The following is a 23,577-nucleotide window of genomic DNA, read 5'->3' as shown; positions in this document are numbered from 1 at the left end:
CCCCTCAAACGCTCCCAACACCGCAACTGGCCGCAACCAGAACCGGCGACAGTCACCATCACCCAGCCAGGAGCAACCTAAAGTCACCGGCATTGCTACTAGTCCGCCTCCATCCAGGGCGCACCGGAAGCACCTACCGGACCCACCGGACCCACCGGACGCACCGGACCCACCGGACGCACCGCGTCCACCGGGCGCACCCGCCCGGCGTGCTTCCGGTGGGTCACCAGAGGGACATCTCGGCGAACTTTGCAGTGGCGGACGTCATGGTCCGTATGCTCCTGTGCGTACCCTCGGTCGACCTTTCGCCGCGCCAGTCGATGCGTCAACTACCTTTCTGGAGGCTTACTTTGGTGTTCCGCAGCGAATTCCCGGACGTGCCGACGGTGGACCTGCCGATCCATGAGGCGGTGCTCGGCGGCGCGGCGGCGTACGGTGACCGGCCGGCCCTGATCGACGGCGTCACCGGGGAGCGCGTGAGCTACGCGCGGCTCGCCGCCGGCGTCGAGCGGGTGGCCGCCGGACTGGCCGCGGCCGGGGTGCGCCAGGGCGACGTGGTGGCCCTGTTCAGCCCCAACACGCTCGGCTACCCGACGGCCTTCTACGGCGCCACCCGGGCCGGCGCCACCGTGACCACGGTGTCCTCGATGGCCACGCCCGCCGACCTGGCCGGGCAGCTCGGCGACAGCGGCGCCCGCTGGCTGGTGACCGTCTCCCCGCTCCTGCCGACCGCCCGCAAGGCCGCCGCCCTGCTCGCCGAGCAGGGCGGCCCACTGGCCGAGATCCTCGTCCTGGACGGCGCGGAGGGCCACCGCTCGCTCGCCGACCTGCTGGCCACCACCGGCCCCGCCCCCGGGATCGCCATCGACCCGGGCCGGGACGTCGCCGTACTGCCCTACTCCAGCGGCACCACCGGACTGCCTAAGGGGGTGATGCTCACCCACCGCTCGATCGCCACCAACCTCGCCCAGTGCGACGCCCTCTACCGGCCCGCCGTGGGCGAGCGGGTGCTCGCCGTGCTGCCCTTCTTCCACATCTACGGCCTGACCGCGCTGCTCAACCAGCCGCTGCGCTGCGGCGCCACCGTGGTGGTGCTGCCCCGCTTCGACCTGGAGCAGTTCTGCCGCACGATCGAGGAGCAGCGGGTGCAGGCGCTGGTGGTTGCCCCGCCGATCGCGCTCGCCCTGGCCAGGAACCCGGTCGTGGACCGCTTCGACCTCTCCTCCGTCGAGTACCTGCTGTGCGCGGCCGCTCCGCTGGATCCGGAGCTCGCCGCCGCCTGCGCCCGCCGCCTGGGCCTGCCGCACCTGCTCCAGGGCTACGGCATGACCGAGCTGTCCCCGGTCACCCATGTGGTCTCCCCGCTGGAGCGCGACCCCTCGCCCGGCTCGGTGGGGCGGCTGATTCCCTCCACCGAGCTGCGGGTCGCCGCCCTGGACGGGGCCGGCGAGGACCTCGGGCCCGGCGAGCCGGGCGAGCTGCTGATCCGGGGCCCGCAGGTGATGAAGGGGTACTTCGGCCGGCCCTCCGACACCGCCGCGGTGGTCGACTCCGAGGGCTGGCTGCACACCGGCGACGTCGGCTTCGTCGACGACCGGGGGTACCTGTACATCGTCGACCGGGTGAAGGAACTGATCAAGTACAAGGGCCACCAGGTGGCCCCGGCCGAACTGGAGGCCGTGCTGCTCGGCCACCCGCAGATCGTCGACGCCGCCGTGATCGGCGTTCCGGACGCCGACGGCACCGAGTGCCCCAAGGCCTTCGTGGTCCGTGCTCCGGGCAGCGGCCTGAGCGCGGAGGACGTCACCGGCTTCGTGGCCGGGCTGGTGGCCCCGTACAAGAAGGTCCGCGCGGTGGAGTTCGTCGAGGCCGTCCCCAAGTCCGCGGCCGGCAAGATCCTCCGCCGCGAGCTGCGGGCCCACGAGGCCGAGCGCCGTGCGGCGTCCGCGACCGCGGCCGCCGCGCCCACCGCCCCCGAGGCCTCCCGCTGAGCGGCCGGGCCCCCGGCGGCCGAAGACCGGCGCCCGTCTGTGAGGATCGACCCGCCGAGCACGGCGGGCCCGCCGACCGTGACGGGCCCGCCGGGCACGACCGGCCCGCCGAGCCCCCACCGGAACAGGAACCGCCGCCAGCCATGACCAGCCACCCCGCTGTCCGCACCCCCCAGCAGGACCGCAGCCGCGCCACCCGGGCCCGGCTGCTCGCGGCGGCCGTGGACTGCCTGGCCGAGCTCGGCTGGCACGGCTCCACCGTCACGGTGGTCGCCGAGCGCGCCGGAGTGTCCCGGGGTGCCGCCCAGCACCACTTCCCGACCCGCGAGGACCTGTTCACCGCGGCCGTCGAACACGTCACCGCCGAGCGGCTGGCCGCCGTCCGCGCCCACACGGACGAGCTGCCGGCCGCCGGCCCCGACCGCACCCGGGCCGTCGTCGACATGATCGTGCGCCTCTACACCGGTCCCCTGTTCCGCGCCGCCCTGCACCTGTGGACGGCCGCCGCCACCGAGGAGCCGCTGCGCGAGCGGATCATCGCCCTGGAGGGGCACGTCGGCCGGGAGGCCCACCGGGCCGCCGTCGAGTTCCTGGACGCCGACGAGACCCGCCCCGGCGTGCGCGAGTCCGTGCAGGCCACCCTCGACCTCGCCCGCGGGCTGGGCCTGGCCAACCTGCTCACCGACGACAGCGTCCGACGATCCGGGGTGATCCGGCAGTGGACCGGCGTTCTGGAGAGTACGCTGCGGCCGGTACGCCCATGACTCCCGTACTACCGGAACGGCCGGACGACCCCTGACCAAGGGGTCGCCGGGCGGCCGATGTCCGTGCAGTCTGGAGAAGAATCCCGGCCGACACGGACCGTGAGGCCCCCGGCCGGGCACGAGCCGAACCGGGGTGCTGCCTGATCATGCACGGAAACGAGTGGGACGTGACCTCCGCCGCCGGCCCCGCACCGGGCGGCACCCCCGTACGCCCCGAAGGCCACCGACTCGTCCCGCTCGCGACGGCCCTGCTCCAGGGCGACGGCCTGATCCTGCACTGGAGCGAGGACGCCGAGGCGCTGCTCGGCTACTCCGCCGAGGAGGCCGTCGGCAGCTACGCCGCCCAGCTGCTCACCGACGGCACCGACCGCCCCGAGGTGCTGTCCCTGTTCGCCCACATCATGGGCGGCTCCACCGGCTGGTCCGGCGTCTTCCCCGTCCGCCACCGCGACGGCCACAAGGTCGACCTGGAGTTCCGCACCTACCCGATCGCCGGCCCGGCCGGCACCCTGCTGCTGCTCGCCACCGCCTCCGACATCCGCGCCCTCCAGGCGGTCGAGGCCGACCTCGCCGTCCTCGACGGCGTCTTCGACCGCTCACCGATCGGCATGGCCGTCTACGACACCGAGCTGCGCTACGTCCGGCTCAACGAGGCGCTCGCCCGGATGAACGGCGTCCCCGTCGCCGCCCACCTCGGCCGCCGGATACCCGCGGTGCTGCCCGGCATCAACAGCGTCGAGATCGAGCAGACCATGAGGCAGGTGCTCAGGAGCGGCAAGCCCGTGGTGGACGCCCGCTCCCACGGCCGGGTGCCCGGGGACCCCAAGCGCGACCGCGCCTGGTCCGCCTCCTACTTCCGGCTGGAGGACTCCACCGGCCGGGTCTTCGGCGTCTGTTCCTCGATCATCGACGTCACCGAGCGCTTCCAGGCCGAGGCCCGCGCCGCCCGCGCCCAGGAACGGCTCGCCACCATCGCGGAGGCGACGGCCCGGATCGGCACCACCCTCGACCTCCAGCGCACCGCGGAGGAGCTGATCGAGGCCGTCGTCCCCCGGTTCGCCGACTTCGCCACCGTCGACCTGCTGGAACCGGTGCTGCGCGGCGCCGAACCCACCCCCATCCCCTCCGACCGGACGGTCACCCTGCGTGCCGTCGCCGTCGGCGAGTCCTACGAGTCGGGCCTCGCGCACGCCGTCGACACCGTCGGCGAGACCTCCGAGTACGCCCCCGACCGCAGCTACACCCAGTGCCTGCGCAGCGGACGCCCCCTGCTGCGCGCCCACGTGGACGCCGAGGTGCTGCGCGGCCTGGTCGCCAGCGAGGACCGGGTCGAGCCCGGCATCGCGGCGGGCATCCACTCGTACCTGATGGTGCCGCTCACCGCCCGGGGCATGGTGCTCGGCGGCTCCGAGTTCATCCGGATGCGCAACTCCGAGCCGTTCAGCGACGCCGACGTGGCGCTCGCCGAGGAACTGGTCGCCCGCACCGCGCTGGCCATCGACAACGCCCGGCTCTACCGGCGCGAGCGGGAGACGGCGCTCACCCTCCAGCGCAGCCTGCTGCCGCAGGAGATCCACCGCACCCTGGGCCTGGAGATCGCCTACCGCTACCTGCCCAGCAGCGTGGTCAGCGAGGTCGGCGGCGACTGGTTCGACGTCGTGCCGCTGTCCTGCGGCCGGGTCGCCCTGGTGGTCGGCGACGTGATGGGCCACGGCATCCGGGCCGCCGCCACCATGGGCCAGCTGCGCACCGTCGCCCGCACGCTCGCCACCCTCGACATGCCGCCCGAGCAGGTCCTCACACGCCTGGACGAGACCGCCTCGGGCATCGGCGAGGGCCAGTTCGCCACCTGCATCTGCGCGGTATACGACCCGCTGGAGCGCACCGTCCAGGTCGCCTCGGCCGGCCACCTGCCGCCGATCTGGGTCACCCCCGACGGCACCGCCAGCAGGGTCGAGGTGCCGCCCGGCGTGCCGCTGGGCGTCGGCGGGGTGGCCTTCGAGTCGATCGAGTTCACCCTGCCCGAGGGCGGCATGGTCACCCTCTACACCGACGGCCTGGTCGAGCGGCGCGGCCAGGACCTCGACGACGGCATCGACCTGCTGGCCGACACCCTCGCCGGGCCCGGCCGGACCCTGGAGGAGAACTGCGACGCCGTCCTCGGCGCACTGGTCACCGACGGCACCGAGGACGACATCGCGATGATCATGGCGCGGGTGCTGCCACTGCCCGCCGACCGGATCGCCACCCTCCCGCTCACCGGCGGCGGCCGGCTGCCCGGCAAGGCCCGCCGCTTCACCCGCGCCACCCTGGACGCCTGGGGCCTGACCGCCCTCTCCGACTACGCCGAACTGCTGGTCAGCGAGCTGGTCACGAACGCCCTGCTGCACGCCGACGCCCCGCGGCGGCTGCGGCTGTTCCGCGACCGGGTGCTCACCCTGGAGGTCTCCGACGCCGGCGGGGCGGCCCCGCAGCTGCGCCCCTTCGCCGAGCAGGACGAGGGCGGGCGCGGCATGTTCCTGGTCAGCGAGCTGGCCCAGCGCTGGGGCAGCCGGCTGACCAGGGACGGCAAGGTGGTCTGGGCCGAGCTGGAACTGCCCTTCGGGGCTGCTTAGTTCCCCGCGGGTCAGTCCCTGGTCAGTGCGCTTCCCCGGTCAGTGCGCGGCGAGCGGGTAGTGGTCGGAGAGGTCGGTGTAGGTGTAGCTCTTGCCCCAACTGCTCACCGTCCACGGCGCGCTGTGCGTGCGCAGGACCTGGTTGGTGTACTGCTGCGGGCGGGCGTGGTCGGCCCGGTAGAGCACGTAGTCCAGGTCCTCCTTGGGCTCGCCCGGGTAGCGGTAGGCGGCGATGGAGTTGTCGGCGGTGTCGAAGGAGTACGGCCAGCCCGTGCGGGCGGAGGCCGGCGCCAGGTTGGCGTTGTCCAGCAGGGCCTGGTACTCGGAGCCGTGCGAGTCGATGTTGAGGTCACCGGCGAGCAGGATCGGCTCGTTCGCCGGGATCTGCTTGGCGTCCAGGAAGCCGCGCATGGCCGTGAGCTGCTTGGCCCGGATCGCGGCCGGCTGGCCGTTGGAGCAGCCCGAGTCGGTGGACTGCAGGTGGGTGCCGACCACGTGGGTGCGCTGGCCGTTCACGTTCAGGACGGCGTAGACGAAGCCCTTGTTCGAGAAGTAGTCCGAGCCGCAGGCGTCCTTGTAGACGTACTGCTCCTTGCGCAGGATCGGCCACTTGCTGAGCAGCGTCACGCCGCCGTCCTCGGGGGTGGTGGAGCTGTAGCTGCCGGAGGTCGCGTCCCAGCCGCTGGTGGAGCGGCCGACGACCGGGGTGTGGTACGGGTAGGCGGCCGAGGCCTTGGCGGTCAGGGCGTCGGAGGCCGCGTTGTCGAAGGCCTCCTCCAGGACGACCACGTCGTGGCCCTGGAAGAAGTCCGCCGAGGCGATCGCCTGCGCCCGGTGCTCCTGGCCCCAGTTGGGGTAGAGGGTCGTGCTCATCAGGAACGTGTTGTACGTGAGGACGTCCAGCGCGGGCGCGGTGACCGGGGCGCTCTCGGTCGTGGCGCCGGTGGCGGCCGTGGCGGGGGCGGTGGCGAGCGCGCCGAGCACGGCGGCGGCAGCGCAGGCGGCGGCGGCCTTGCGGAGGGACGACAGCGGCATTGGGGCTCCGTGAGGATATGACGTGAACGCGACGGTCAGCGGATGGTGTACATCCAACGTCGCCGCCCGCACGGTGCACAAGACCGCGCAAGAGCATTCGGTGAACGCAGTTGAAACACTGTCACCGCCCAGAACGCGCGAACCCCACCACCCGCTGAGGGTGGTGGGGTTCGCGAGAGTTGTGCGCGTCAGACCTCGCCGAACTCGCCGGCTTGGACGGCGGCGACGAACGACGACCAGGCGTCGGCGGGGAAGACGAGGGCAGGACCCTCGGGGTCCTTGGAGTCACGGACGGGAGCGAGGCTGGGGAAGTCCGCGGTGATCTCTACGCAGTCACCACCATTGTCGGAGTATGAGGACTTGACCCAGGAAGCGCCGGACAGTTCTACGCGGTCGGTCATGATTGGAGTTCCTCTCGGGCCCTGCGGATCATCGCCTGGGATGCGGCCTGCGGCAGCGCTTCCACCAGCATCTGATCGTACTCTCTCTCCCATCCCGCCACTGTTGCGCGAGACCGCTCAAGATGGCCCTTCGCCGTCGATTCTGCGTACCCCACGACAGTATGGTCGGGCAGGTCCAACAGGACGATTGGCAGCTTGAACGCCAGGTTTTCGCCGATTCCGAACGGAGCGACTTGCAGCGTGACGTTCGGACGTTGGGCCAGTTCCTCAAGGTGGCGGAGCTGTTCAGCCATGACCTGTGGCCCGCCGATGGGGCGGAGGAGGACGCCCTCTTCGAGCACCGCGTGAAACATCGGGGGATTCTTCTGGGAGAGGATCTCCTGGCGCAGCAACAGATAGTCGGTGCGTTCGTCGGCCTCAGCGGGGGTGATCGTGCCACGTCTGACGGCTGCCTGTGCCAGCGCCCTTGCATAGGCAGGGGTTTGGAACAGCCCAGGAACGATGATCAGGCCGACCGTTCTCAGCCGGCGGCATCGTGCCTCAGCGTCGGCGAACTCGGCGAAGCCCTCAAGAAGCGCTGCGCGGCTGAATCGCCGCCACAACTCGTAGAACCGTTGGCCTGACTCGAACACCTCATCGGCCTTAACAGCCAGTGCCCGTGTTGGGGAACGCTTCCCGTTCTCGACATATGAGATGTGCGCGCCCGAGTACCCCAGGCGCTTGGCAGTTTCGGCCTGCGACCAGCGCCTTGCCCGTCGTGACCTGCGAAGCTCCTGGCCAAAGCGCACCTGCGGTGATGCTTGGGCGTCAACCTCGGCTTCAGCCATGATCCTTCGGCTCCTTCACACGACATTGCTGTCAAAGGTAAGACTCTGGCGATCGTAGTGGAGACCACGCCACCATGGCTACAGCAAGTGACACGCCAAGAGCGAAGCGCTACGGAGACCCCCATGCCCGAAAACCCGAAATCCGCGCTGCCCGACTTCGTCCGCAACGAGGTGGTGCGGGACCTGAAGCACCGTGACGACGACGGCAAGCCGAAGGAGGGGGTCTTCATGGAGATCCTCTGCGGGGCGGCCTTCCTGAGGCCGCTCGGCGGGGGGTGCGAGTGGACGACCAGGCCCGATCAGCTGCGACGGTGCGACCCCAGGGAGATCGCGCCGGGTACGGGGAGCGGCCCGCAGCGTCGGCCGATGTTCCCGGAGCCGGCGTGACCTCGGGGGAGATGCTGCTCGCCGGGCTGCACCTCAGCTCGTTGGCGGCCGGCGGCTTCACCGCTGTGGTCAACGGCTGCCGCGCCGCTGTCGGCCGAACCGCGAACCGGACCGACAAGCTCCCGCCACCGCGCCGCGAGTGCTCATCCCGCGCGGTGGCGAGGTTCAGCGCCCGTCCGTGACAGGCAATCACGGACGGGTGCCGGTAGGCCTACCTCCCCTGCCGGCCGGCTCCGAGGGCACGTTGGCGCCAGACCCTCGCCGAGCCACACCGCTCCCCGCCGGCCACCCCGCCGGCGGGGAGCGGCCACCTCAATCACCGGTCAGTGGAGCCCAGATCTCCCCTGGTCGGAACCCCTGCCCCAGGGACAGTGAACCGTTGCCCAGTCAGCCGGCTGCCCGGGGCGGGCAGCCAGTTTGAACCGGCCCATCCGCACCACCGAACTTAAAGGGAGCACAACGTGAACACCATCATGACGTTGGCGCTGGACGTGCCCGGCACCGTAGAGCTGGAGCTGACCGACAAGTGTCAGATGTCGTGCGGGCACTGTCTCAGTGACTCCGGCCCGACCGTGCCGCACGGCGCGATGACCCTGGACGACTGGAAGGCGGTGATCGGTGAGTGCGCCGAACTTGGCGTCAAGGTCGTCCAGCTGATCGGCGGAGAGCCCACGACCTTTCCGGGCTGGGCGGACCTCGTCGACCACGCGCTGAGTCACGGACTCGGCGTCGAGGTCTTCTCCAACCTCTTTCACGTCACGGACAAGGGTTGGGCGGTCTTCTCGAAGCCGGGCGTCCGGCTGGCCACCTCGTACTACTCCGTCAACTCCGGGGAGCACGACAAGGTGACGAACAAGCCGGGCTCCCACGAGAAGACTCGGACCAACATCGTCAAGGCCGTCCGCCTCGGTATTCCGATCCGGGCCGGCGTCGTCCGCTGTCACGACGGGCAGCTGGAGAAGCTGGCCGTGGACGAGCTGCGGGCGCTGGGCGTCGAAACCGTCACCCTGGACAACGCACGCGCGGTTGGACGAGGCAGCGGCGGTGCTGCGCCGACCATGGATGCCCTGTGCGGTAGGTGTGCGCTGGGGCGGCTGGCCGTTCTCCCCGACGGCGCCGTTGTCCCGTGTGTGCTCGGAAGGTTTCTGCCGACCGGCAACGTGCAGGATCCGGGCGGGCTCCGGAGCGTGCTCACCGGCCCCCGGTGGGCGGAGATCACCGCGAGCATCCCGCGCAAGGCCGCCATGGGTTGTCCGCCGAATGACTCCAACGACTGCAACCCGGCCAACACGGAGGCGTGCGCGCCGAAGTACGAGCTCGTCCCCGTGTCGCTCGGTGGCTGTCCGCCGAACGACAGCAACGACTGCAACCCCGCCAACACCGAGGCGTGCGCGCCGAAGTTCTGAAAGGCTCCCGAGGCATGACAAACATCCCATGGCAAGGACGGGCCGCCGATCTGGCCGCCCGGGCGACCGATCCGGACTCCCGATGGCGGAACCCGGTGGCCGGCATCCCCCGGCACGAACTGGTCCCCAGGTGGTGGGAGCCTGTCGAGGACGGCACTTGGCAGCTTCAGGTAGGGGAAGCGAACCCGGACTTGTGGCTCCAGCAGGCTTACGGGAACGAGTCCCTGGTGACCAGCGTGGGCGGGTTGCACGCGGACCATGCGAAGCCGGATGACCGCCCGACCGGGCTGCCCACGTCGTCGGCCACGCTCACGCCGCTCGTGGTCAAGATGCTGCGGCACGGCCGGATCGCCGCCGAGCACGACCTGCTGGACATCGGCACCGGCGCGGGCGGGTTGACCGCCATCGCTGCCACGCGGCTCGGTTCGGACCGCGTGACGAGCGTGGACATCGACGGGTACCTGGTCGACGCCGCGCGGGACCGCCTCGCAGGCATGGGGCTGGGCCCTCGCTTCGTCACTCAGGACGCCACCGACGCCCTCCCGGGCGACTACGACCGGATCGTGGCCACCGTGTCGGCCCGCCCCGTCCCGGTCCCGTGGCTCCAGGCGCTTCGGCCCGGCGGCCGGCTCGTCACCACCATCGCGGACACAGCGCTGATCCTGACGGCCTGGAAGACCCCGGACGGCGGAGCGACCGGCGTGATCGAACGCGACTGGGCGGGCTTCATGACCACGCGCCACGGGTCCGCCTACCCACCCGGCTCGGACGAGCTGTTCGAGACCGCCCGCGAAGCCGAGGGGGAGGACGTCAAGCTCTTCCGCTACCCGGTCGCCGACATCCGCAACAACTGGGAAGTCTGGTCGATGCTCACGATCAACATCCCGGGCATCGAAGTCGACTTCGAGGAGACCCCCGAGGGCCGTACGGCCTGGCTCGCCCATCCGGACGGGTCATGGGCACGGGCCGAGGCCACGAAGTTCGAGCCGCCGACCGTCCACCAGAGCGGCCCCCGTCGCCTGTGGTCGGAACTCGAATCCATCCGGAACTGGCGGGAAGTCGAAGGCGGCCTGCCGCTCTACGGCTGCCGCGCCGTCGTCACCCCGGACGGCGCGATCCACCTGTCCCGGGGCCGATGGTCGGCCGCCATCGGCTGACCGTAACCGGACGGCCCCGTCCGGCTTCTCCGGGCGGGGCCCTGCCTGGAACGGTGTCATCGGCGGCGATGCGCGAGCCCCACTGCCCGCCGTGGGCAGTGGGGCTCGGACAAGGTGCGCGTCAGACCTCGCCGAACTCGCCGGTCCGGATCGTGGCGATGAACGACGACCAGGTGTCGGCGGGGAAGACGAGGGCAGGACCCTCGGGGTCCTTGGAGTCGCGGACGGGAGCGAGGTTGGGGACGTCGGTGGCGACCTCCACGCAGTCACCACCGTTGTTAGAGTACGAGGACTTGATCCAGGAAGCGCCGGACAGGTCTACGCGGTCGGTCATGACTGGAATTCCTTTCGGGCCCGATGATGAACTGTCAGGTGTCATAGGGCTACCCCGGAAGTCAGGCAGGCAGATGCTGGTGATCGCGCCGACCTGATCGGCGCTCAGCCCGCGTCGACTTCCGCCTTCCACATGGTGCGGAGTTGCGCCTCGACGTCGCCGGCCTGGCGGAGGCCCGCCTGGTAGGCCGGTTCCCAGGCCGCCAGGTCGCCCGTGTCCGAGCCGAAAGCGCGCACCGAGGCAGGGTCGGGGCCGATGGTCACCACGGCGTCCGCCCCCACTGCCGCCAGCTGCTGGTTGAGCGGTTCCCGGGGGAACAGGTGGGCCATCGGCTCGACCACGACCAGCGTGCGGGCTCCAGCGGCGAGATCGGCGTTGGGGCCTGCGCGCAGCGCACCGTCCATGTACCGCCGGCCGTCGATGGCGACGGGCGGTGCGGCTCCGGGGAAGGCGCTGCTCGCCGCCACCGCGTGCACCAGCGGCACGCCGCTGTCGCGGTCCCACACCACGGGCTCACCGGTGCTGGCGCAGACGGCGGTGATCAGCAGTCGTCGCTCCGGCCACGCGTCCGCACCGATCAGGGCGGCGCGCCCCGCGATCAGCGCCTCCTCGGCTCGGGGGTCGGTGCCGTCGAGCGCGAGGCGGCCGACGCGACGCCTCGCCTCTCCGGGTTCCAAGCTGCGGTCGCCGAGTACGGCGAACACCGCGCCCATCCGCTCAGGGTCAGGCTTGACCCGGTGAGCGGCCTGGCGAGCCGAGGAAGCGAGCCGACCCGGGTCCTGCCCGGTGGCGAGCAGCGTTCCGACGATCGCGCCGGCTGACGTGCCGACGATCAGGTCGGCCTCGCCCAGATCCACGCCGTTGCGGCGCAATCCGTAGGCCAGTCCGGCTGTCCAGGCCGTGCCGACGTGACTTCCGGGGCCCAGGACGAGTGCTCGGTCGAAGGTGTGCATGTGGTCTCCCCTCGTTATTGAAACAGTCGTACCATATACTTGCCAATGCCGTTCCAACTCCGATGCGCCGAAGGGAGATCCACCGTGGGGCGACCCGCCGACCCCGCCCGTCGTGAGCGCACGCTGGCGCGGGCGACCGACTACGTGCTGGCGCACGGCCTGGCCGGACTGAGCCTGCGACCACTGGCCGCAGCCCTCGACACCAGTCCACGGATGCTGCTCTACGACTTCGGCAGCAAACAGGAGTTGGTCGCGGCGGTCCTCGCCGAGGCCCGCCGCCGGGGCGCGGTGCGTCTGGCCGGGCACCCCGCGCCGATGAAGGGCTCCGTGCAGGAGCGGCTGCGTGGCATCTGGGGGTGGATGAGCGCGGACGAACGTGCGCCGTTCGTCCGGCTGTTCTTCGAGGTGCACGCCGACGGCCTGGTCCACCCCGAGTACTACCCCGACCAGGCCGAGGCGATCACGGACTGGTTCGACACTCTCGGCGCCACCTTCCGGGACGTCTCCACCGGCCCTGACGACACCGTCACGCCCACGTTGGTCATGGCCGTCATCCGGGGTCTGCTGTTCGACCTCACGACCACCGGCGACCGCCGGCGCACCGATCGCGCGCTGGACCGCTTCGCTGAACTCCTCGGGCGGTGAACGCGCGAGAGCGGTGAACGTGCGGGAGGCGTGACGGACGGGGCTGCGTGCGGTGACGGTGACGGTGACGTCAGCGAGGCCGAGGAAGGCGCACGTGACGGTCCTGCCCCGCACCGTATCCGGCAGCCGCCATGGCGATGCCGAGGACGGCCGGGACCGTGAGCGGAAGCGTCCAGTTGCCCGTGGTGTCGTGCAGGATCCCGAGGAGGAGGGGCCCGGCCGCCGCCACGAGGTAGCCGATGGACTGCGTCTTGCCGGCCGGCGCGGCGGCTTCGCCGGAGCTGCCGGCGCGTTCGCTCCGGAAGGTCAGTGCGAGGACGAGGCACGCGCCGCCGCCCAGCCCGAGCAGGGTGCACGCCACGACGGACAGCGCGGGGGCGGACACCAGCACGGTGAAGCCACCGGCGGGAACGGCCGTGGCCGTTCCCGCCAGCGGGTGCGGAGGAGGAGGGCGGACCGGCTACAGCAGGTGCTGCGCCCGGAGGTCCGCCACGTACTTGGTGATCAGGCCCTGCGACAGGTGCGGGATGTCGTTCTCCTCGTTGAGGGCGGCGGCCCGGACCGCCGCGCGGAACCGGTCCGCCGGCAGGGCGGATCCGGGCAGCGGCTCCGACGGCGTGGAGAAGGCGTGCAGCAGGGGGAGCAGCGAGTGCTGCCGCTGGCGGTCGGGCAGAGCGCGCATGGCGCTCTCGAAGCGGTCGAGCCACTCGTCGTAGTCGTCGATGCGCGTCAGGGGGTGTCCGGCCGCCACCAGCCAGTCGACGAAGGTGTCGAGGGAGATTCCGTCCTCGTGCGGGTTCACGATGTTGAAGGTCCGGTACCCCTCCCGGGTGTCGTCGCCCAGCGCGGCGACGGCCTGCGCGGTGAAGTCCACGGGCAGCGCGTCGTAGTGCCCGTCGACGTCACCGGTGCCCCGGACGTAGAAGCTGCCGGGGGCGATGCCGGTCGCCAGCAGGCTCAGCAGGAGGCGGGTGAACACGTCCGGGACGTTCAGCTGCCCCCGGTAGCGCGGGTGGGCGAGGATCAGGTTCGAGCGGAACACGGCGACCGGGAGGCCGAACGTGTCGTGCGCCTCGCGCAGCAGCACCTCGCCCGCCCACTTGCTGGCCGCGTAGCCGTTCGCGTAGCCGCTGCCGAGGTCGCGCGTCCCGCAGGCCGTGCGGATGTCCGCGTCCTCGTCGGCCGCGTCCTCGGAATCGAAGACGACGGCGACGGTCGACAGGTAGGTGAACTGCTTGACCTTGGAGGTGACCGCGAGCCTGATCAGTTCGGCCGTGCCCAGCACGTTGGGGCCGAACAACTGGTCGTACGGCAGGACGTGGTTGACGAGTGCCGCCGGGTGGACGATCAGGTCCACGGTGTCGGCCAGCCGCTGCCAGGTCTCCCGGTCGAGTCCGAGGTCGCTCTCCCCGACGTCGCCGGCGACCACCTCCAGGTGCTGGGCGGCCAGGCAGTGGTAGCGCCGGAGGAGCTCCGGGTCGCCGCTGTCGAAGGCCGCGTCGAGCCGCGCCCGGGCCGACTCGTCGGTGGCGCCGCGGACCACGCAGACCAGTGTGCCGCCGCGCTGCGCGACGCGCTCCAGCCATTCGAGGCACAGGAAGCGGCCCAGGTAGCCGTTGGCGCCGGTCAGCAGGACGGTCCGCGCCTCGGGCAGCGGGCCCCTCGGCCTGCCGGTCCGCGTCGGGGTTCCCGTGTCGAGGAACGCGTCGAGCGTCAGGTCGCCCGCCACGAGCCGCGTCGCGCCCGGTCCGTGGACCTGGTCGGCGGTCGGGCGCCGGTCGCCCGACGCGAGGGCGTTCTCGATGTGGTCGGCCACCCGCTGGAGCGTGTTGACCGGGTTGATGACGACGTCGACGGGAACGTCGACGCGGTAGACCTCCTTGAGCAGTTGGGAGAACGACAGCGCGGAGAGGCTGTCGCCGCCGAGTTCGAGGAAGCGCGTCCCGGGGTGGACGTCGTCCTGCCGGTGTCCGAGCAGCGCGCGGGCGGCCTGGCACACGGTCTCCGGTACGGGCCGGGACGGGCCGACCTGGCGCAGTGCCCGGAGTTCGTCGCTCTCGCGCTCGGTCAGCTCGGCGTACAGGGCTTCGAGGCGCTCGCCGTAGCGCTTCGCCAGCGCGGGGCGCAGCAGCTTGCGCACGCCGGAGAGCAACCCGTTCTGCTGGCTGAACGGCTCGGTCTCGATGAGGAAGTCCCGTGGGATCTCGTACGAGTTGAGGCCCGCCTCGGTGGCGAGGCGGTGCAGGGACTCGCGCAGGAGCGACCTGAGACGCGGACCGTCCTCGGCGGCGAGGTCGAGCGCCTCCTGGGTGGGCACGATGACCGCGAGCAGGTAGGCGCGGGCGCTGTTGCCGTACACGAAGACCTGCCGGACGAGCGGACTGTCGGTGAAGAGGGCTTCCAGCCGGGAGGTGGCCACGAACTCGCCCTGCGACAGTTTGAGGACGTTGGAACGGCGGTCGACGTACACGAACTCGTCGGGGCCGGTGAGGGCCACGATGTCGCCCGTGCGGTAGAAGCCGTCCTCGTCGAAGACCTGGGCGGTGGCGTCCGGCTGCTGGAAGTAGCCGGGAACGAGGCGTTCCGACTTGACCAGCAGTTCGCCCCTGGGGTGCGGGGAATCGGTGCGGAAGTACCCCAGCTCGGGCACGTCCGCCAGCCGGTGGTCGGTCACCGGCGGGCGCAGCACCCGGCCGTCGAGCGAGACCAGCCCGGCTTCCGTCGACCCGTAGCCGTTGAACACCCTGATCTGCAGGCAGCTCTCCAGGAACGCCGCCAGCTCCGCGCTCATCGGGGCCGAGCCGTAGGTGGCCCACAGGAGGCGGCCGCCCAGGGTCTTCTCCCGCAGTTCCTCCTTCGCGCGGTCCGCCTGCCCGGCGGTGTCGCCCCCGACCTCGTCCGGCTCGTTCCGGCGGGCCGACTCGCTCCGGTAGCGCTGGAAGAGCATGTCGCAGATGCGGGGCACCAGGATGAACTCGGTGGGCCGGACCAGGGAGAGGTCCACGAAGAGGGTCGACAGGTCGCTCGACGCCACGAAGTGGGCGGTGCCCCCCTTGGCGAGCGTGCCGAACAGCACGCCCCGTCCCATCATGTGGCTCAGGGGCAGGTAGTTGAGCACGATGGACGGCTGCGTCCCCTGGCCGGGCACGAAGTCGATCCAGAAGTGCTTGACGAGACGCTCGGTGTACACGGCGCCCTTGGGGGTGCCGGTGCTCCCCGAGGTGTAGATCAGCGCGCTGAGCGTGTCGGCCGTCGTGCCCTCGGGGACCCGGGGGAGCGGTGGCAGGCTCCTGCCCCGCTCGATGACCGAGGCCAGCGTGTCCAGGGTGACGCCCCGGCCCTGCGCCGCGAGCCGTCCGCGCGCGGCGTCCAGCGCCTCCTGGTGGTCGGTGACCTCCGGGCGGTGGCCGAGCACGACGATCCTGCCCAGTGACGGGGCGTCCGCCGCGATCTGGAGCGCGACGTCCAGGTGCGCCACGTCCACCGCCAGCAGGCGTGGCCCGGTCTGCGCGACGACGGGGGCCAGGTGTTCCGCCGAGGCGCCGGCCTGGAGGGGGACGCTCACCGCGCCGGAGCGGACGCAGGCCAGATCCAGCACGGCGTACTCGGGGCTGGTGGAGCCGAGGACGGCGACGAAGTCGCCCGGGCCCACGGCGTGGTCGGGGTGGTGACGCCACTCGGAGGCCACCGCGCCGACGCGTTCCCACAGTTCGCCGTAGGTGACGGTGTCGAACCGGTCCAGGAGGCGCAGGGTGGTGCGGCCGGTGTCCGGGTCGGTCACCGGCTCGGCGGCGCGCTCGCCCAGGGCTGGGCGGTCCGCGTACCCTTCCATCACCGTGGCCACGAGGTCGGCGAGCGGTAGGCCCGGCCGCCGGATCGCCTCGCTCACGGCGTCCAGGGGCGCGGCGGCACGGAACTGCGGATCCGTCGCGTACAGGTGGGCGGTGCGCTGGGCGGTGCGTGCGTCGAGGTCGTCGGCCGGGGACGGTAAGACGGACATCGGTGTTCTCCTCTACGGCCTCGAAGGCCTGTGCAAGGGGTGGGCGGTCTTCATTTTTCGCTGAAGGCCCGTTCGGTGGAAGTGAGTTGATCGCTCGTCAGGGTGCGGTGGATCCGTACGCGGCGGTCCTGCCCCGCACCGTATCCGGCGCCGGCCATGGCGGTGTCGAGGACAGCTGCGGACTCATCGCTCCTCCGTCGCGGGTGGTGCCTGGACCCCGTGGTCGTGGGTGAGCCGGACGATCGCCGCCGCCGCGGTGCGGGCGCCGCTCTCGTCCTGGGCCTCGATCGCGTCGACGAGTCGCCGGTGCAGGTCGGCGTGCTCCTCGGCGGCGGTGGCGTCCCAGGGCAGGCCTCCCAGGGCGGAGGTGAGGGCGGTGCCGAGGTAGTCGTAGACCTCGATCAGGAGGTCGTTCCCGCTCGCCCGGACGACGGCCCGGTGGAACAGCGCGTCGACACTCATGGCCGCGGACCTGTCCTCGCCGGCGCAGGCCGCGTCGGCGTCGGCCAGCAGCTCCCTGAGCTGGTGCAGCTGGTCCTCGCTGCGCCGCAGGGCGGCGGCCCCCGAGGCGTACTCCTCAAGGACGGTGCGTAGTTCGAGGACGTTGTCCCGCCGGGCGGAACTCGCCCGCCGCACCATGACCGACTGGAGCTCGCTCGACGCGCGGACGTAGGTGCCGTCCCCGGCCCGGGGTTCCAGCAGACCGAGGTGCACGAGCGCGCCGATCGCCTCGCGCAGCGTGCTGCGTCCGACCCCGAGCTCCTCGACGAGGACCTGCTCCGGCGGGATCCGCGTCCCCACCGGCCAGCCGCCCGCCTCGATGTGCGAGCGGAGGCTGTCCACGAGCTGCGCGGACAGGCTTGCCGTCCTGCGCGGTGTACTGATGCGGTTCATGGAGGCAGCCTATACAAACATCAGACATTTGAACATCGCATGTTTCTGGGTCTGGCCGCCCCGGTTCCAGCCGCCCGGCCCGCGATACGCCACCGGCGGGAACGGCCACGGCCGTTCCCGCCGGTGGCAGGGGAGTCGGGCGTGCTTACGCGTCGACCTTCTGCGGCTTCTGCGGCTTCTCCGGAGCGGGCACCTCGACCGCAGTGACCGCAGTGACCGCAGTGACCGGGGTGGCCGCGCTGGTCGGGGTGTCCAGGCCCCGCAGCAGCCGCCAGGCCATCGCGGCCGCGCCGATCAGCAGGACGGCGGCCAGCAGGCCGGCACTGTTCATGCCGTGCGTGAAGGACTCCCGGGCGCTCGCCAGCAGCGGCTCCGCGACGCCCTGCGGCAGTCCGTGCGCCGTCTCGACCGCCGCGCCCAGCGACTCGCCGGCCCGCGCCGCGGCCGCCGGATCCGTCCCGGCCGGGACGACGAGCCCGCCGGCGTAGATCGAGCCGACCACCGAGCCGACCAGTGCGATGCCGAGCGCGGTGCCCAGCTCGTACGCGGTCTCCGAGACCGCCGAGGCCGCGCCGGCCTTGTCGGCGGGTGAGGCGCTCAGCACCAGGTCGGCGCCGAGCGTGTAGACCACGCCCTCCGCCGTCCCGACCAGCAGGAAGGAGGCGGCCAGCAGCAGGTACGTGGTGTCCTGCTGGAGCCAGCCGAGCACGCCCACGCCGAGGCCCATGGCGAGCAGGCAGCCGGTCAGCGCCGCCCGGGCACCGGTGCGCCGTACCAGCCGGGCCGTCAGCAGACCGCCGACGACGGCGCCGACGAAGGCCGGCAGCTCGGCCAGGCCGGCCCGCAGCGGCTCGTAGCCGCGGACCAGCTGGAGGTACTGCGAGGTCACGAAGACCACCCCGGACAGGCCGATCAGGGCGATCAGCGAGGCCAGCACGGCGGCGGTGAACCGCCGGTCGCGGAACAGCCGCACGTCCAGCAGTGGGGTCTCCAGCCGCAGCTGGCGGCGGACGAAGACGGTCAGCGCGGTGACGCCCAGCACGAAGGCGACCGGGACGTCCCAGCGCGCCACGCCGTGCGCGGCGGCCTCCTTGATCGCGTAGACCGTGCCGATCACCCCGGCCATCGACAGGGCGACGCTCAGCACGTCCCAGCGGCCCGGGTTCGGGTCCTTGGACTCCGGCAGCAGCCAGGCGCCGAGCACCAGCAGCAGGAGCAGGATCGGGATGTTCAGCAGGAACACCGAACCCCACCAGAAGTGCTCCAGCAGCACCCCGCCGACCACCGGCCCGAGCGCTGCGCCGGCGGTGGCGGCCGCGCCCCAGATGCCGATCGCGGTGGCCCGCTCCCGGTCGTCCGGGAAGAGGCCGCGGATCAGCGACAGGGTCGAGGGCATGATCGTCGCGCCGGCGACGCCGAGCAGCGCGCGGGCCAGGATCAGCCAGCCGGCGCTGGGCGCGTAGGCGGCGAGCAGCGAGGCGGCGCCGAAGGCGGACGCGCCGATCAGCAGCAGCTTCTTGCGGCCGATCCGGTCGCTGAGCGAGCCCATGCTGACCAGCAGGCCGGCCAGGACGAAGGAGTAGGAGTCGCCGATCCAGAGCAGCTGGGTGCCGCTGGGCTCCAGCGTCTCGCTGATGGAGGGGATGGCGAGGGAGAGGACGGTCGCGTCGAGGGCGACCACGGTGACGGCCAGGACGAGGACGGCGAGGCCGGTCCAGCGCTGACGGGGGCTGGCAGAAACGGTACTGCTCATGCGCCCGCCTCGCTTCGCTCGGCAGGCGCTTCGCGCAACGCGCACCCGCTGATGATTCGTTCGCTTCGCTTGCTCATGGGATATCGGTTTCCGGTGTGCGGGCCGAAGGTGCTGTGGGCGGGGGAGTGGCGGCGTCCGGTCGGCGCAGCGCGCCGCCGAGGAACAGCTCGGCGAGCGAGAAGGCGGCGTCGCGCGGGGCGAGGCGGCCGTCCTGGATGGCCCAGCCGACGCCGGCCACCAGGTCGAAGAAGGCCTCGCTCAGCCAGGCGGCGCTCAGCTCGATGCGGAACGTGCCCTGCTGCTGGCCGCGCAGGAAGAGCGCGTGCAGTCGAACGATCTGGAGCTCCCAGAGGTCGTTGACGCTGTCGTCGTCGTAGAGCTGGTTCTCGCCGGCCAGGAAGGCGCAGAGCGTGGCGTCCGGGACGGCGGCGTCGACCAGGCGGCGCAGCGCGGCCTCGGCGTCGCCGTCCTCGACGGCGGCGGTGTCCAGGGCGGCGGCGAACCGGCGCAGGCCGAGCAGGCCGACCTCGCGGATCAGGGCCTCGCGCCCGGGGAAGAGCCGGTGCAGGGTGGCGCGGCTGATCCCGGCGGCGCGCGCGATCTCGTCCAGGTGGGCGGTCGGGCGGCGGGAGAGCACGCCGACGGCGGCTTCCAGGACGGTGTCGCGATCGGTGGCCATGAATCGAGTGTAGGTCACATGAGACATGGATGTCTCAAAATTATGGTGGGGGTCTCGAATGAGGCATTGATCGTCACGGTCGGGGCAGCAAAAACCGGGGACGGCGGGTGCCGTCCCCGGTCGGGGTGCCGCTGTCGTGCGGCCGGTTCAACTCGGTCGGTTCAGCCCGGTCGGGCCGTGCGCCGCCCGGATCAGCTCTGGTTGTAGAACCCGGTCTCGTCGAGCGGGCGGTCGATCACCATGACCTCGACGTCGGCCGGGGTGAGCAGGAACACCCGGCGGGCGATCCGCTCGATGCCGCCCTGGGTGCCGAAGATCAGCCCGGAGGCGAAGTCCACCATCCGCTTGGCCTCGGCTTCGTTCATCTCGGTGAGGTCCATGACCACCGGGATGCTCGCCCGGATGTGCTCGCCCACCGTGCGGGCCGCCTCGAAACCGGTCGGCCGCAAGGAGACGATCTTCGCGGGCGCGGGGGCGGCCGGCATCGTCTCCTGATCGACCCACTCGTCCTCGTACACCGCGGCCGGGTAGTTTCCCGAGGGCATCAGCCACCCGTTGTGGTGCTCGTCGCGAAGTGCTCCCATGCCGCGCCTCCCTGCCTCGTCCCGTCCTGGTCCCCCGGGGTCGCGTGTCCTTTTTGACACGTCATCCACTCGTCGGAACTGTCCGAGTATCGCACTGTTCACCGGTCCCGTGCCCGCTCGCGGCCCCCGTACGAGTCGCGCCGCGACGGAAATCCGGGCGAACCCGGGCAACATCAGCGACGCGGCGGTGAGCCGTACGGTTGCGCGCGTAGACCATATCGGTCGTGGTCACCGCGCAATTGACCTTCTGTCAACAATGCGGAAACGATTTCACTCGCCGGTAGTGCCGTCCACCAGTTCGCGCAGAAGATCGGCGTGGCCGTTGTGCCGCGCGTACTCCTCGACCATGTGGACCAGGATCCAGCGCAGCGTCACCTCCTCGCCGCGGCGCAGCCGCTTGCCGACGGTGTCCAGCGACAGGCCGGCGCTCGCGCGGCGGGCGGCCTCGACCTCGGCGCGCCAGGTGGCGAAGTCCGCCGCGACGTCGGCGGTGTCCACGCCGTTGAAGTCGCCGTCCTCGTCGGCCTCGGTCCAGTAGTGGTTCTCGGTGTACTCGTCGCCGCGCAGGATGCTCTGGAACCAGTACTGCTCCACCTCGGCCATGTGCCGGACGAGGCCGAGCAGCGAGAGGGTGGACGGCGGGGCGGAGCGCAGCCGCAGCTGGTCGTCGGTCAGGCCCTCACACTTGAGCGCGAGGGTGCTGCGGTGGTAGTCGAGCCAGGCGGTGAGCATGGCGGTCTCGTCGGCCGCCATCGGCGGGTCGACCCGCGGGGAGGGTTCGGTCATGCGGGCCATCCTGACGTCCGACGGCGGGCGGGCGCGAGCGAATTGTCGAGCGCCCCCCGAGTGCCTCGGAATCTCGGCCGGTCAGGGGGTCAGGGGGTCGGACAGTCAGGCGCTCAGCGGTCAGGCGGCCGGTGCGCGGCGCCGGGCGGTCGCGGCCCGCCACAGCCCGACCACGCTGCCCAGCACGAGCAGCGCGATCACCCCGGCCGACACCAGGAAGGCCGCCGAGCCCGGCTCGCCCGCGCTGGCCGCCGCCGTCACGTACACCGCGGTGGTCGGCACCACGCCGATCGCGGTGGCGAACAGGAAGGGCGCGAAGCGGACCCCGGAGAAGGCCGCGCCGTAGTTGGCCGCCTGGAACGGCATGCCCGGCAGCAGCCGCAGCACCAGCACGCTGCGGAAGCCCTGCTCGGTGAAGCGCCGGTCCAGCGTGCCGAGCACCCGCCCGCGCAGGTACGGCCGCAGCGCCTCGCGCCCGAGGCCCCGGCCGAGTCCGAAGGCCATGGCCGCGCCCAGCGTGGTGCCGAGCACCGACAGCAGCACGCCCTGCTGGATGCCCAGCAGCAGCCCGGCGGCGGCGTTCAGCGCCGGCCGGGGGACGAAGGCGAGCGTGCCGACCGCGTACACGGTGGCGAACAGCGGCGCGAACCAGTACCCGGGCATCCGGTCGGCGAGGCCGCCGTTCAGCAGCGCCGTCGGGCTCCACAGCAGCAGCGATCCGGCCGCGGCGCCGAGCAGCACCACCAGCAGCGCGAACCGCCACCACGGCGAACGCGGCACGGGGCCGGACGGCGGCAGCTCGACGGCGGGCGGGGGCGTTGCGGGTGCGGGCAGGGGCGAGGCGGGTGCGGGCACCGGCCGAGCCTAGCCGGTGCCCGGTCGCGCCCGTCGAGGGCGGTCGCGGTCAGCTGTACGGGGGCTTTTCCGGGTTGTAGTGCCAGAACTGGTTGTCGCCGCTGTGGAACTCCCACTGGATCACCGGGGTGCCGTCGGTCAGCGCGCCGCCCGAGACGTCCAGGACGAGGCCGCTGTAGCCGTTCACGATCCGGCGGGGCGTTCCGGGGTGGCTGGCCGGGGGGTCGCTCCAGCTCTGGTTGGCGCCGCCGTCGCAGGTCCACTGGTCGGCCTGGGTGCCCCAGGTGGTGCTGAAGGCCGGGATGTCCAGGCACTTGCCGCTGTTCAGGTTCACCCAGCCGCGGGCGCTCTGGGCCCACTGCTGGTTGGCGCCGCCGGTACAGGTCCAGATCCGGACCGGGGCGCCGTCGTCGGTGCGCCAGTCGGCGACCTCCAGGCACAGGTCGTCCGGGCCCGCGTACATGCCGGTGCGGATCTCGGCGGGCCCGAAGTCGGCGGCGGGGGTGGTCGTGGGGGTGGCCGCGGGGGCCGGCGGGGCGGTGAGCGCCACCGCGGCGGCGGCGAGGGCGGCCGTGGCGGCGGCGAGCCGCGCACGACGGGACAGGCGGGCCAGCCGGGAAATGCGGGACGGGTGGGACAGGCGGGACATCAGAGCGTCCTCCGGGGGGTCGCGGATGCGGAGCGGTCGGCGAGGAATCCCTGCAGACGTCGCCAGGAGTCCCGGGCCGCGTCCGAATATTCGACGGCGGAGAGCTCGAAGAAGTTGTGCGGCGCGCCCGGGTAGGTGACGAACTCGTGCGGGTTGCCGGCGGCGGTCAGGGCCGCGTCGAAGGCGTCGACGGCGGTGGGCGGGATGTGCTCGTCCGCGCCGCCCCAGAAGGCGAGGATCGGCGCGCTGAGGTCGGCCGCGAGCTGAGTGGGCCCCGGGGAGCCGTTGATCGCGTCGGGGTATCCGTAGAAGCCGACCGCGCCGGCCAGCCCGAACCGGGGCGCGGCGGCGCGGAAGGCCTGCCGGCCGCCGAAGCAGAAGCCGAGCGCGACCACCTCGGCCGGCCCGCTTGCGCGCAGCCGGGCGAGGCCGGCGGCGAGGTCGGCGTCCAGGCCTTCGGGGGTGAGGGCGAGCAGGTGGCGGAGCAGGCCGGGCAGGTCGCCGAATTCCTTCGGGCGGCTTTCCGGATCGGCTCCGGCGGTGCGGCCGTAATAGTCGACGACGAGCGCGGGGTGGCCCTGTTCGGCGAGCCGGGCGGCGGTCTGCCGGTAGAAGCCGGAAAGGCCCTTGTTGTCCGGCAGGACGAGGACGCCGACGCCGGTGGCCACCTCGGGGCGGGCCAGGAAGGCGGCGAACTCGGTGCCGTCCGCCGAGGTCAGGGTGAGCGCCGCAGCCTCGGCCAGGGGCCAGAGCGCGGGGGTGACGGCGGGCGGGGCGGCGTCGGGGTCGTAGCACACGGGGTCCACCTCACGGATCGCGAAACCGCCGGGCGCGGAATGCGCCCGGCGGTCGGCGATATTAG

At 72.1% G+C, this 23,577-nt stretch carries 23 protein-coding genes; 8 read left to right on the top strand and 15 right to left on the bottom strand.

What is annotated here, in order from left to right:
• Nucleotides 1-350: 350 nt before the first annotated feature.
• The 3 genes from ACIO9K_RS13845 (at nucleotide 351) to ACIO9K_RS13835 (ending at nucleotide 5,370) form a co-directional block, all read left to right on the top strand.
• The gene (locus ACIO9K_RS13845; RefSeq protein ID WP_400329582.1) at nucleotides 351-1,991 is read left to right on the top strand and encodes an AMP-binding protein; all 1,641 of its coding nucleotides are present in this window, start codon (nucleotides 351-353) and stop codon (nucleotides 1,989-1,991) included.
• A 143-nt stretch (nucleotides 1,992-2,134) separates the two neighbouring features.
• On the top strand, nucleotides 2,135-2,755 hold the full coding sequence (locus ACIO9K_RS13840) for a TetR/AcrR family transcriptional regulator (protein ID WP_363621644.1): 621 nt from the start codon (nucleotides 2,135-2,137) through the stop codon (nucleotides 2,753-2,755).
• A gap of 146 nt (nucleotides 2,756-2,901) precedes the next feature.
• Nucleotides 2,902-5,370: a SpoIIE family protein phosphatase gene (locus ACIO9K_RS13835; RefSeq protein WP_400329579.1), complete on the top strand. Its 2,469-nt coding sequence runs from the start codon at nucleotides 2,902-2,904 to the stop codon at nucleotides 5,368-5,370.
• 39 nt (nucleotides 5,371-5,409) lie between these two features.
• On the opposite strand, the gene sph is transcribed toward ACIO9K_RS13835, so the two are convergent.
• From sph to ACIO9K_RS13820, 3 genes are all read right to left on the bottom strand, one after another.
• Nucleotides 5,410-6,405 carry a sphingomyelin phosphodiesterase gene (gene sph / locus ACIO9K_RS13830; protein WP_363584641.1) on the bottom strand — a complete coding sequence of 332 codons (996 nt, stop codon included), beginning with the start codon at nucleotides 6,403-6,405 and terminating at the stop codon, nucleotides 5,410-5,412.
• A gap of 188 nt (nucleotides 6,406-6,593) precedes the next feature.
• Entirely contained in the window at nucleotides 6,594-6,806 is a 213-nt protein-coding gene (locus tag ACIO9K_RS13825) for a DUF397 domain-containing protein (RefSeq protein ID WP_400329575.1), read from the bottom strand.
• On the bottom strand, nucleotides 6,803-7,633 hold the full coding sequence (locus tag ACIO9K_RS13820; RefSeq protein ID WP_400329572.1) for a helix-turn-helix transcriptional regulator: 831 nt from the start codon (nucleotides 7,631-7,633) through the stop codon (nucleotides 6,803-6,805). The genes ACIO9K_RS13825 and ACIO9K_RS13820 overlap by 4 nt, the downstream gene beginning before the upstream one ends.
• A gap of 123 nt (nucleotides 7,634-7,756) precedes the next feature.
• Between ACIO9K_RS13820 and ACIO9K_RS13815 the strand changes: the two genes are divergently transcribed.
• From ACIO9K_RS13815 to ACIO9K_RS13800, 4 genes are all read left to right on the top strand, one after another.
• On the top strand, nucleotides 7,757-8,020 hold the full coding sequence (locus ACIO9K_RS13815) for a hypothetical protein (protein WP_400329569.1): 264 nt from the start codon (nucleotides 7,757-7,759) through the stop codon (nucleotides 8,018-8,020).
• Nucleotides 8,017-8,202 (top strand): hypothetical protein, encoded by a 186-nt coding sequence (locus tag ACIO9K_RS13810; protein WP_400329566.1) that lies wholly within the window; start codon nucleotides 8,017-8,019, stop codon nucleotides 8,200-8,202. Before ACIO9K_RS13815 ends, ACIO9K_RS13810 begins: the two co-directional genes overlap by 4 nt.
• Before the next feature lie 279 nt (nucleotides 8,203-8,481).
• On the top strand, nucleotides 8,482-9,426 hold the full coding sequence (locus ACIO9K_RS13805) for a radical SAM/SPASM domain-containing protein (protein ID WP_400329563.1): 945 nt from the start codon (nucleotides 8,482-8,484) through the stop codon (nucleotides 9,424-9,426).
• Nucleotides 9,408-10,583 (top strand): methyltransferase domain-containing protein, encoded by a 1,176-nt coding sequence (locus ACIO9K_RS13800; RefSeq protein ID WP_400329560.1) that lies wholly within the window; start codon nucleotides 9,408-9,410, stop codon nucleotides 10,581-10,583. Before ACIO9K_RS13805 ends, ACIO9K_RS13800 begins: the two co-directional genes overlap by 19 nt.
• Before the next feature lie 121 nt (nucleotides 10,584-10,704).
• Here ACIO9K_RS13800 and ACIO9K_RS13795 read toward each other — a convergent pair whose 3' ends face one another.
• On the bottom strand, nucleotides 10,705-10,917 hold the full coding sequence (locus tag ACIO9K_RS13795) for a DUF397 domain-containing protein (protein ID WP_400329557.1): 213 nt from the start codon (nucleotides 10,915-10,917) through the stop codon (nucleotides 10,705-10,707).
• 104 nt (nucleotides 10,918-11,021) lie between these two features.
• On the bottom strand, nucleotides 11,022-11,870 hold the full coding sequence (locus ACIO9K_RS13790; RefSeq protein WP_400329554.1) for a patatin-like phospholipase family protein: 849 nt from the start codon (nucleotides 11,868-11,870) through the stop codon (nucleotides 11,022-11,024).
• A gap of 84 nt (nucleotides 11,871-11,954) precedes the next feature.
• Between ACIO9K_RS13790 and ACIO9K_RS13785 the strand changes: the two genes are divergently transcribed.
• Nucleotides 11,955-12,515, top strand: coding sequence for a TetR family transcriptional regulator (locus tag ACIO9K_RS13785; protein WP_400329551.1), 561 nt, complete (start codon nucleotides 11,955-11,957; stop codon nucleotides 12,513-12,515).
• A gap of 70 nt (nucleotides 12,516-12,585) precedes the next feature.
• Here ACIO9K_RS13785 and ACIO9K_RS13780 read toward each other — a convergent pair whose 3' ends face one another.
• The 10 genes from ACIO9K_RS13780 to ACIO9K_RS13735 all read right to left on the bottom strand — a co-directional run bounded on the left by ACIO9K_RS13780 (nucleotide 12,586) and on the right by ACIO9K_RS13735 (nucleotide 23,512).
• Nucleotides 12,586-12,906, bottom strand: a complete 321-nt coding sequence (locus ACIO9K_RS13780) for a hypothetical protein (RefSeq protein ID WP_400329548.1) — start codon at nucleotides 12,904-12,906, stop codon at nucleotides 12,586-12,588.
• A 69-nt stretch (nucleotides 12,907-12,975) separates the two neighbouring features.
• Nucleotides 12,976-16,515, bottom strand: a complete 3,540-nt coding sequence (gene car / locus ACIO9K_RS13775; RefSeq protein WP_400329545.1) for a carboxylic acid reductase — start codon at nucleotides 16,513-16,515, stop codon at nucleotides 12,976-12,978.
• 183 nt (nucleotides 16,516-16,698) lie between these two features.
• Complete coding sequence (locus ACIO9K_RS13770) at nucleotides 16,699-17,409, bottom strand: FadR/GntR family transcriptional regulator (protein WP_400329542.1); 711 nt, start codon at nucleotides 17,407-17,409, stop codon at nucleotides 16,699-16,701.
• 145 nt (nucleotides 17,410-17,554) lie between these two features.
• Nucleotides 17,555-19,162, bottom strand: a complete 1,608-nt coding sequence (locus ACIO9K_RS13765; RefSeq protein ID WP_400329539.1) for an MFS transporter — start codon at nucleotides 19,160-19,162, stop codon at nucleotides 17,555-17,557.
• A gap of 73 nt (nucleotides 19,163-19,235) precedes the next feature.
• Nucleotides 19,236-19,841: a helix-turn-helix domain-containing protein gene (locus ACIO9K_RS13760; RefSeq protein ID WP_363584673.1), complete on the bottom strand. Its 606-nt coding sequence runs from the start codon at nucleotides 19,839-19,841 to the stop codon at nucleotides 19,236-19,238.
• A 191-nt stretch (nucleotides 19,842-20,032) separates the two neighbouring features.
• The gene (locus ACIO9K_RS13755) at nucleotides 20,033-20,425 is read right to left on the bottom strand and encodes a cell division protein SepF (protein ID WP_363584675.1); all 393 of its coding nucleotides are present in this window, start codon (nucleotides 20,423-20,425) and stop codon (nucleotides 20,033-20,035) included.
• A 270-nt stretch (nucleotides 20,426-20,695) separates the two neighbouring features.
• Complete coding sequence (locus ACIO9K_RS13750) at nucleotides 20,696-21,211, bottom strand: DinB family protein (RefSeq protein WP_363621671.1); 516 nt, start codon at nucleotides 21,209-21,211, stop codon at nucleotides 20,696-20,698.
• A 120-nt stretch (nucleotides 21,212-21,331) separates the two neighbouring features.
• Nucleotides 21,332-22,066, bottom strand: a complete 735-nt coding sequence (locus ACIO9K_RS13745; protein WP_363621673.1) for a VTT domain-containing protein — start codon at nucleotides 22,064-22,066, stop codon at nucleotides 21,332-21,334.
• A gap of 49 nt (nucleotides 22,067-22,115) precedes the next feature.
• Nucleotides 22,116-22,715: an RICIN domain-containing protein gene (locus tag ACIO9K_RS13740; RefSeq protein WP_400329534.1), complete on the bottom strand. Its 600-nt coding sequence runs from the start codon at nucleotides 22,713-22,715 to the stop codon at nucleotides 22,116-22,118.
• Entirely contained in the window at nucleotides 22,715-23,512 is a 798-nt protein-coding gene (locus ACIO9K_RS13735) for a dienelactone hydrolase family protein (protein WP_400329531.1), read from the bottom strand. The genes ACIO9K_RS13740 and ACIO9K_RS13735 overlap by 1 nt, the downstream gene beginning before the upstream one ends.
• Nucleotides 23,513-23,577: the final 65 nt, after the last annotated feature.

The organism is Kitasatospora sp. NPDC087271 (assembly GCF_044744605.1).
GTDB lineage: Bacteria > Actinomycetota > Actinomycetes > Streptomycetales > Streptomycetaceae > Kitasatospora.
The sequence above is the reverse complement of the archived record's forward strand: the minus strand, read 5'-3'. Positions and strand labels throughout refer to the sequence as shown.

Excerpts from the sequence above, each read along its gene's own strand:
- ACIO9K_RS13840 (WP_363621644.1), top strand. The coding sequence starts at position 2,135 with ATGACCAGCCACCCCGCTGTCCGCACCCCCCAGCAGGACCGCAGCCGC.
- ACIO9K_RS13835 (WP_400329579.1), top strand. The coding sequence starts at position 2,902 with ATGCACGGAAACGAGTGGGACGTGACCTCCGCCGCCGGCCCCGCACCG.
- sph (WP_363584641.1), bottom strand. The coding sequence starts at position 6,405 with ATGCCGCTGTCGTCCCTCCGCAAGGCCGCCGCCGCCTGCGCTGCCGCC.
- ACIO9K_RS13825 (WP_400329575.1), bottom strand. The coding sequence starts at position 6,806 with ATGACCGACCGCGTAGAACTGTCCGGCGCTTCCTGGGTCAAGTCCTCA.
- ACIO9K_RS13820 (WP_400329572.1), bottom strand. The coding sequence starts at position 7,633 with ATGGCTGAAGCCGAGGTTGACGCCCAAGCATCACCGCAGGTGCGCTTT.
- ACIO9K_RS13815 (WP_400329569.1), top strand. The coding sequence starts at position 7,757 with ATGCCCGAAAACCCGAAATCCGCGCTGCCCGACTTCGTCCGCAACGAG.
- ACIO9K_RS13795 (WP_400329557.1), bottom strand. The coding sequence starts at position 10,917 with ATGACCGACCGCGTAGACCTGTCCGGCGCTTCCTGGATCAAGTCCTCG.
- ACIO9K_RS13790 (WP_400329554.1), bottom strand. The coding sequence starts at position 11,870 with ATGCACACCTTCGACCGAGCACTCGTCCTGGGCCCCGGAAGTCACGTC.
- car (WP_400329545.1), bottom strand. The coding sequence starts at position 16,515 with ATGTCCGTCTTACCGTCCCCGGCCGACGACCTCGACGCACGCACCGCC.
- ACIO9K_RS13770 (WP_400329542.1), bottom strand. The coding sequence starts at position 17,409 with ATGAACCGCATCAGTACACCGCGCAGGACGGCAAGCCTGTCCGCGCAG.
- ACIO9K_RS13765 (WP_400329539.1), bottom strand. The coding sequence starts at position 19,162 with ATGAGCAGTACCGTTTCTGCCAGCCCCCGTCAGCGCTGGACCGGCCTC.
- ACIO9K_RS13760 (WP_363584673.1), bottom strand. The coding sequence starts at position 19,841 with ATGGCCACCGATCGCGACACCGTCCTGGAAGCCGCCGTCGGCGTGCTC.
- ACIO9K_RS13755 (WP_363584675.1), bottom strand. The coding sequence starts at position 20,425 with ATGGGAGCACTTCGCGACGAGCACCACAACGGGTGGCTGATGCCCTCG.
- ACIO9K_RS13750 (WP_363621671.1), bottom strand. The coding sequence starts at position 21,211 with ATGACCGAACCCTCCCCGCGGGTCGACCCGCCGATGGCGGCCGACGAG.
- ACIO9K_RS13740 (WP_400329534.1), bottom strand. The coding sequence starts at position 22,715 with ATGTCCCGCCTGTCCCACCCGTCCCGCATTTCCCGGCTGGCCCGCCTG.